The 7,191-nt window shown below is 47.0% G+C and carries 9 protein-coding genes; all 9 read right to left on the reverse strand.

Annotation, left to right across the window (positions count from 1 at the left end):
* Nucleotides 1–3: 3 nt before the first annotated feature.
* From rnp1 to rpl3p, 9 genes are read right to left on the reverse strand one after another with little or no spacing between them, the layout of a single operon-like run.
* The gene (rnp1, locus tag ACPK8D_RS16445; RefSeq protein ID WP_424718932.1) at nucleotides 4–336 is read right to left on the reverse strand and encodes a ribonuclease P protein component 1; all 333 of its coding nucleotides are present in this window, start codon (nucleotides 334–336) and stop codon (nucleotides 4–6) included.
* Nucleotides 326–529, reverse strand: a complete 204-nt coding sequence (rpmC, locus tag ACPK8D_RS16450; protein ID WP_424718933.1) for a 50S ribosomal protein L29 — start codon at nucleotides 527–529, stop codon at nucleotides 326–328. Before rpmC ends, rnp1 begins: the two co-directional genes overlap by 11 nt.
* Nucleotides 529–1,461 carry a 30S ribosomal protein S3 gene (locus ACPK8D_RS16455; protein ID WP_424718934.1) on the reverse strand — a complete coding sequence of 311 codons (933 nt, stop codon included), beginning with the start codon at nucleotides 1,459–1,461 and terminating at the stop codon, nucleotides 529–531. Before ACPK8D_RS16455 ends, rpmC begins: the two co-directional genes overlap by 1 nt.
* On the reverse strand, nucleotides 1,462–1,917 hold the full coding sequence (locus ACPK8D_RS16460) for a 50S ribosomal protein L22 (RefSeq protein ID WP_424718935.1): 456 nt from the start codon (nucleotides 1,915–1,917) through the stop codon (nucleotides 1,462–1,464).
* A gap of 11 nt (nucleotides 1,918–1,928) precedes the next feature.
* Nucleotides 1,929–2,339, reverse strand: a complete 411-nt coding sequence (locus ACPK8D_RS16465; protein ID WP_424718936.1) for a 30S ribosomal protein S19 — start codon at nucleotides 2,337–2,339, stop codon at nucleotides 1,929–1,931.
* 15 nt (nucleotides 2,340–2,354) lie between these two features.
* On the reverse strand, nucleotides 2,355–3,071 hold the full coding sequence (locus ACPK8D_RS16470; RefSeq protein ID WP_424718937.1) for a 50S ribosomal protein L2: 717 nt from the start codon (nucleotides 3,069–3,071) through the stop codon (nucleotides 2,355–2,357).
* A 10-nt stretch (nucleotides 3,072–3,081) separates the two neighbouring features.
* Nucleotides 3,082–3,330: a 50S ribosomal protein L23 gene (locus ACPK8D_RS16475; RefSeq protein WP_424718938.1), complete on the reverse strand. Its 249-nt coding sequence runs from the start codon at nucleotides 3,328–3,330 to the stop codon at nucleotides 3,082–3,084.
* Nucleotides 3,327–4,088, reverse strand: coding sequence for a 50S ribosomal protein L4 (gene rpl4p, locus ACPK8D_RS16480; RefSeq protein ID WP_424718939.1), 762 nt, complete (start codon nucleotides 4,086–4,088; stop codon nucleotides 3,327–3,329). Before rpl4p ends, ACPK8D_RS16475 begins: the two co-directional genes overlap by 4 nt.
* A 5-nt stretch (nucleotides 4,089–4,093) precedes the next feature.
* Nucleotides 4,094–5,107, reverse strand: coding sequence for a 50S ribosomal protein L3 (gene rpl3p, locus ACPK8D_RS16485; protein WP_424718940.1), 1,014 nt, complete (start codon nucleotides 5,105–5,107; stop codon nucleotides 4,094–4,096).
* Between the last annotated feature and the right edge of the window lie 2,084 nt (nucleotides 5,108–7,191).

Below are 7,191 nucleotides of genomic sequence, written 5' to 3' on the forward strand. Positions count from 1 at the left end.
AGTTTAGCCCCATTTGCGTAACTTTTTAATGTTCTTGATCCGATTTTCGGGCTGTGAGAGCAGCAGGTTTCCCTGAATTTTAACGAATGTATCGGATCTGCGGCCTTTTTCTGAGAGCTCGGCAGGGATTCGGAAGAGAAATTCCGAATCCGCCTTTGGAATCATCAGTTCCCGCGACTTCGAGTTTTCTACGATTAACATATTTTTTGTCTCGTCAATTACCCTGCCGCGGATTCCTGTCAATGCTGAATTAGTGGAACGAATCACCTGAATTTCAAGCCCTATCAGTTCGTGGAAGATAAGGGTCGAAGGTAGAATTTCCACTTTAGATTTCATTTAGCTCATGCTGAATTGTCTTTATCCGGGCAATCGTTCTCCTGATTTCTCCGATTCTTCCCGGATTATCAGGAGCTCCGCCTGCGGAGGTAAGGGCACGTTCCCTGACCAGTTCATTTTTCAGGGTATCGAGTTCGTCAGCCCTTTCCTCGACTGTCATGGTCCGGATTTCGCTGGTTCTGAGAATTGCCATTATTCCTTAGCCTCCTTGTGAACCCGTGCCATAGGATGCCAGTAGTCATAGCTCTCGTGCTTGTGCTGCCAGACCCCATTGACCTGCCTGCGGACTTCTTCTGAGCCTTCGACATGGATAACTTCAGCTTCTTCCTCTTCCGCGGTCTCAGCCTGAGGTTCTTCCTCGGCTTCTTCAGGCTCTGCGACTTCGGCTGTTTCTACCGGTTTTGCAGGTGCTGCCGGTTTTGCAGGTGCTGCTGCAGGACGGGGTTTTGCCGCGCTCTCCTTTTTAGGGGCTTCAGCGGGTTTCTCAGCCGGCTTTTCGGCAGGCTTTTCAACCTCAATTACAATCTCACTTGCTTCCTTAACCCTGTATGAGTCAGGCAGGACAACGCCTGGCTGAATGATCCTGACTTTGCAGCCAAGGGTTCCGAGCTTCTTGATTGCTACTGCAAACCCTTCGTCAACAACTTCCTGTACAGGGTTTCCGGAGTGTTTTATGTACCCGTCAACGAATTTTTCAACTCTTGACCTGGCACCGGTAAGCTTTCCGGAAATAACAACTTCGCAGCCGAGTGCGCCTGCATTCATGACTGCCCTGAGGGTGTTGTGTCCGGCTTTTCTGAAGTACCAGCCTCTCTCAATCGAAGCTGCAAGCCTGGACGCCATCATCTGAGCATTAAGTTCAGGTTTCTTGACTTCCTGAGCGTCAATCTGCGGGTTTTCGAGGTTGTACTTGGTTGCTACATCCCTGGTAAGCTTTCTGATGACCTTCCCGGCTTTCCCGATTACCATTCCAGGCTTTTCGGAATAGATAATAATCTGGGTGCCCATTGGGGTCCTGTTAAGCTCCATGCCGCCGTATCCAGCTCTGTTAAGCTGCTCTGCGAAATACTCGTCCATGGAGGCTTTGACATACCCGTCATTGACGAACTTTCTCTCTATTGCCATTTAGCGCACCTCGGAAAGAATCATCTCGATATTTACAGTTTCTGTATCTTTGGGAGTGGCCCTTCCTCTGGCCCTTGGCATGAACCCATGAATTGTCCTTCCGCGCTGAATTGCAGTGTGGACGATGAACATATTTGCGGGCTCAAGACCCTTGTATTCGGCATTGCTTTCTGCATTCCTCAAGATCTTGAGGATCTCTTTTGAAGCATTTACAGGGTATCTGCCTGCCGCCATCGGACCTTTTCGGTGACCTGTTCCGTCATGGTGCCTTTTGAAGGGGACTGCCTGTTTTAAAGCAATTACATCTTCTAAAAACTTTCTAGCTTCAGCGACCTTCATGCCCTTAATTTTGCAGCAAACTTCGCGGGACTTTTTAGGGGAAATATGGAGTTCAGAACCCATAGCTTTAGAGGTAGTCTCAGGGTCTCCCTTAACTGAATAATCAATTTTTGCCATTCCCTCTCACCTCATTTCAGTGGCACGAACTTGCTTGAACGGGTTGCTCCCACACCGGCACTGCCGTGTGAAACTTTTGATCTTGTGGGTGCGAATTCTCCAAAGCGGTGCCCGATCATTTCAGGCTGAAGGTCCACACTTACGAAGCTTTTCCCATTGTGGACTTCAATAGTCTGCCCGATCATTTCCGGAAGGATGATCATGTCTCTGTGATGAGTCTTGACCGTCTTTCCTTCCTTGAACTCGTGCAGGACTTTTTTCTGTCCGTCCGTGAACCCGCGTTTGATGCTCCTGCGTTCTCTTGAGGGCAGGAGTTCTGCAAACTCTTCAAGACTCAGTTCCTGAAGTTCTGAGACGGTTCTCCCGCGGTAGGTATACTCACCTTTTCTCTTTGGTAATCTTGATGATGATTTTTTAGCCATAACGAATACCCCTCATCAGCGCTTCATTCCGGTCCTTCTAGCTGCAATCAGTCCGACCTTTCTTCCGGGCGGAGCGTTTCTGCTAACCGTTGTGGGCTTGCCCGGGTGCTTCCAGGCACCTCCACCGAACGGGTGGTCACGCGGATTCATGGCAACACCTGAAACCCTGGGATACTTTGCAGCTCTTGTTTTCAGTTTGTGGTATTTCTTCCCGGCTTTGAGCCATGGCCTGTCCACACGGCCTCCGCCTGCAACAATACCGACAACTGCCCTGCACTTCGGATTAAGCCATTTAATGCTGCCAGAGGGCATTGCCACTGCAGTCCTGTTAGGCTCATGAGTTACGACAGTTGCGTATACTCCGGACGAGCGCACGAATTTGCCGCCGTCATTCGGCTTTGACTCGATGTTGCAGATAAAGAAACCTTCAGGCACGTTTCCGATAGGAACTATGTTTCCCGGCCTGACATCGGCATCGTCTCCGCACTCGATTGTGTTCCCTACTGCAACTCCTTCGGAGGCGAGCAGGAGAAGTTCTTCCCCGTTTTCAAAGGCAACTTTTGCAATCGGGGCTGAGCGAGCAGGGTCGTGCTCGATATCAATGACTTTCCCCTGAATAGACGTGTTTTCATCAACACGAGGATGCCTCAGTTCTGCCTTGTACTTGTGAGAAGGAGCTCTATAGGTCGGAGTACCTCTACCCCTGTTCTGTGAGATTAGTCTTTTACCCATAAATCACACCTCACATTAGTCCTATCCGGGTTGCAATCTCGTGTGCCGATTCGGGATCTTCAAATGTCAGGACTGCTTTTTTCGTGCCCTTCATGGTGGTCATGGTCCTCGCGGACTTGACTTTGAACCCGTAAAGTTTTTCGACATCTTCTACGATCTGCTTCTTGTTTGACCTGGTATCCACGATAAACTGGAGCTTGTTTTCGTCAAGCAGCATCATCGCTTTTTCAGTAACAAAAGGATAATTAATTGAACTCATTGGAATGCACCCTCCAGTTTTTCAACTGCGGATTCTGTCCAGATAGTAAGGCGCCCTGCGTGTGTGCCAGGTGCAAGCAGTTCGGCATTAAGTGAATCCACTGTTGCAACGTCTATCCCTGAAAGGTTTCTTGCAGCCTTCATGATAGGGGCATCTTCCCCTGCAACAATAAGAATACTCTTTTTATGCTTGTATTTCCTGCCTCTGAGCTTTCCGCGGCCGGCCCTGATATGTCTCCCGTATTTTGCCCTGAGCACGTCGTCGTAGACTCCGATAGCCTGCAGGAATTCTATTACCTGCTTTGTCTTATCCAGGTCTTCGAGAGCGTTTTCCGTAATAATCGGAAGCTCGGCTTCAAAGATATGGCCTCTCAGGTTTACGAGGGTTGGGTCCCTGGTTGCTGCGATTGCAGAGCGAATTGCATAGCGGCGTTCCTTGGTGTTGACTTTCTCGCTCCTGTCAGCTTCCGGTTTTGGTGGGTGAGCCCTTCTTCCGCCTCTTGCGTGCGGAACTCTTGCAGCTCTGCTGCTGTTTGCAAGCCTTGGAATCTGGGCAACGCCTCGCCCTGAGCCCCAGGATCTTGCAGAGGTGTCCATTCCTGCGTAGAGACGGGGACCGTAGGGCTGAAGCCTGTTTGCCTGTGCCGCAAGCACTGCCTTTTTGATCAGGTCAGGGCGGTAGTCCACATCAAACACATCAGGAAGCTCGATTTCCCTGACAACCTTTCCTGTAAGGTCTATTGTTTTTGCTGTAGCCATTTTGTTCACCCCTGCTTGGATTCCCTGCTTATGTGAAGGATATTCGGTTCGCCAAGGTCGGCTTTCTTTGCCCTGATCGGGTCTCTGAGTCTGATAAGCCTCTTTGATGGTCCGGGCACACTGCCTTTAATGAGCACATAGTCTCCACGGACAAGGCCGTAATTAAGGAAACCGCCATCTGGAGTGATTTCTTCGCCATCGGATCCGATCTTAAGGATACGCTTGTTGAACTCGGTTCTCTGGTGATATCCCATCTGACCCATCTGAGGAACTCTCCAGGAGACGTGGGCAGGATGCCACGGACCAAGAGTACCGATCTGCCTGAGGCTGCCCTGCCTGGAGTGCTTGTTTTTCATAAGCTGGATGCCCCAGCGCTTTACAGGACCCTGGGTACCTTTTCCGATGGTGATAGCGGCCGTGTCAACAAGTATCCCGGTTTTGAAAACGTCGGTAACGCTTACAAGGGTGCCCAGGATTGACTTCGCGAACTCGAATTTGGTGTTGAGATCTCTGGCGCTAATTCCGGATTCCATGATGTCGGGCGTCTTTTTAGGAACCCCGGTAAGGCTCTTTGGCAGGGTGTAGGTAACTGCCCTGACATCGCTTACGTTGCCTTCTTCGATCATTTTTCCAATAGTACCAAGGGTTTCGGCCATATTCTCGGCTGCCGGTAAAGGAATCCTGCGTTTGAGTTCAGGATCGAGGTCTGCTGCCCAGACCTCAGCGATTGCCTTTTCTCCGGTGCTGTCTTCTGCATAAGCCCGGATAGCTGCGACCCTTATTGCAGGAGTTTCGATGACAGTTACAGGTACGGAGATTTCCATACCCTGGGTAAGGCTGTTCTTTATGTCATCAACCATGATCACGTGGGTCATTCCCACCTTGTACCCTGCAAAACTCTGTAGCCTTGGTTCACCTGTAGCCTCCGGCCAGGACCTGAACCGTGGAATGTGGCTCTTTGCCCTTTTGCGCGGACTGAATGCGAGGGAACCTCGTTTTGGTCGGTGTATGCTTGCCATATTTCTACTCCGTAAATTTTAATTGAAATACCAGCCCCTCCGGTCGGCACAACTCAAGTGTCAAAAGAAAAATACGCTGGATTCCCCGAACGCTACCAGGTGGGGAGGGATGTCTTTCAGACCTGCCTGGCAAGAATTGCCTCGAGCAGACCAGAGCTTTATGCTCCCGGTACCCTAATTCCTTCAGGCATCTGCAAATATCCGATCCTCTTCCCAGCTTGTCTAGCAGGAGCATACGCTTAAAGGACCGATTTTACGATCCTGGCAGACCCAAATCCAGGCATCCGGCCCTGATTTGAAACATTCAGTAATCTGATTTGAAACTTCAGTATTCGGTAACCTGATTTTAAATTCAGTTCCCTGATTTGAAACTTCATTAGTCAGTGACTGCAACCGCGACTCATCGAAAACCTGAACAGTTTCGTGCGATTTTAGGCGCCGTTACGACGCCAAAAGCGGGCGTTTCAAAGCATTGGCCCTTTGACACTCATGTTGATCCGACTTTTCTCACTGGATTTATCTTCAATGCAGGTAATCTGCCGTAAAACACGGCAGAAAACCCTATCTCCCGGAACTTCCAGGAAGTTAGCATTAAGCATCACATTGATCTGATTAGATAATTTCAAGCACTAAAATACCTGAAATTTCCATCTCGGATGTACTTTGCCTTTAAATAGCACATCTCATATATAAAGCCTTTGCAGGCGAGAAGATAATTACAAAAGAAGAATCAACTTCAGCGGAGAAAAAAGCAGATAAATTGAAAAGTTCGAGCCCGTATCCCGATTGAAGAATTGGAGCATTGAATCACAATCGAAAGAATACGAACTCTACTTGCTGAACAGCAGGAACTTACAGGCCGGCTCAGAATATGTTGTATAACCGACCTGTAAGTATATTATACATAGACCTTATTATGCAAAACCTGTAAGTGTATTTTATACAAGCTATACATAGCCGTTTATGAAATACCTCTGAAACCGGATATGAACCTGTTAATTTTGATCATTCTTCTGGATATTCCGATCATTCTTCTGGATTTCCGGATTGTTATCTGATTTTTCGGATTATTTTTTACGGATTTTGTCTGGACTTCTTTTCTACCCTGAACTCCGGGACATCTGCATATGAGATTATAATCCTATCCTGGTGCTATAATCCGCCATGATCATGCATGCATTAAAGGAGAAATTATACTTTTACTCGGATCATTCTGAGACTTTGAAAGGCAATGCAGGGTGCAGTAAACAGCTTTTTTCTCCATGCTTTCCAGGACGACAAATTCACTCCCGCAAGTAGGACAAACCTTCCTTATATAGTTCATTCAATATCACCGCTTTTTACGCTATACTCTGGCATTAGTTTTTGACAAACTTAATCATTATTTTTATCTGAGGTTAAGAATAAAGAACTCCCCGATACTGAGTTAAATTTACATTGAGTAAAGAATGATTTTTCCTGTCAGTGATTTTTTTTCTGTTTTTATTCAAACATGACTATTTAGTTATACCTCCGCCTGTACATAGTATACTCATAAGGGTAAATAGTTTCAAGAATCATAGTTTCTAATAAATAGTACGGAAAGAGCAGGCAGCTATAGAAGCTCATACATTCTTAAGGAGCTGATCCCATAGCTCAAAATTACTTCTCTAGATTTCGTCTTGTAAGTAACTAATCGAGCTTCCGGATTTTAGATTTCAATCGCTAATTTCACACCCGATTGAATTAGCATTACAAATTATAAACATCAATATAATTTGTATGACCAAAGTCTCTAACAATTAACACTTTAATCAACTTTATAAAAATCGGGGATTGAAATTAAGCAGCGTGCTAGAAATATCAGACTTTGAAATTGTAATGTCAGCAGCAATACCAAAATTAAATCAAGTTTTGGGATGAGCTCAAGCAAAATAAGGTAAAATTGTATTCTGATAGAAGAGTGAACTACCTCACGCTAAAGTCGTGAAGCTTCCTGTTTCCTTGCCCTGACCAGCGCCAGCGACTCCACAGGCTCTACCGGCAGTCCCTGCCGTGATTTGATAAGCACTAATAGCAAATTCCTTAATATTGATAGCAGCGTT

It is taken from the genome of Methanosarcina sp. (assembly GCF_049706645.1).
In the GTDB taxonomy this organism is placed as follows: domain Archaea; phylum Halobacteriota; class Methanosarcinia; order Methanosarcinales; family Methanosarcinaceae; genus Methanosarcina.

What these genes read in the sequence shown, in the direction of transcription:
- rnp1 (WP_424718932.1), bottom strand. Translation starts at nt 336, where the DNA reads ATGAAATCTAAAGTGGAAATTCTACCTTCGACCCTTATCTTCCACGAA.
- rpmC (WP_424718933.1), bottom strand. Translation starts at nt 529, where the DNA reads ATGGCAATTCTCAGAACCAGCGAAATCCGGACCATGACAGTCGAGGAA.
- ACPK8D_RS16455 (WP_424718934.1), bottom strand. Translation starts at nt 1,461, where the DNA reads ATGGCAATAGAGAGAAAGTTCGTCAATGACGGGTATGTCAAAGCCTCC.
- ACPK8D_RS16460 (WP_424718935.1), bottom strand. Translation starts at nt 1,917, where the DNA reads ATGGCAAAAATTGATTATTCAGTTAAGGGAGACCCTGAGACTACCTCT.
- ACPK8D_RS16465 (WP_424718936.1), bottom strand. Translation starts at nt 2,339, where the DNA reads ATGGCTAAAAAATCATCATCAAGATTACCAAAGAGAAAAGGTGAGTAT.
- ACPK8D_RS16470 (WP_424718937.1), bottom strand. Translation starts at nt 3,071, where the DNA reads ATGGGTAAAAGACTAATCTCACAGAACAGGGGTAGAGGTACTCCGACC.
- ACPK8D_RS16475 (WP_424718938.1), bottom strand. Translation starts at nt 3,330, where the DNA reads ATGAGTTCAATTAATTATCCTTTTGTTACTGAAAAAGCGATGATGCTG.
- rpl4p (WP_424718939.1), bottom strand. Translation starts at nt 4,088, where the DNA reads ATGGCTACAGCAAAAACAATAGACCTTACAGGAAAGGTTGTCAGGGAA.
- rpl3p (WP_424718940.1), bottom strand. Translation starts at nt 5,107, where the DNA reads ATGGCAAGCATACACCGACCAAAACGAGGTTCCCTCGCATTCAGTCCG.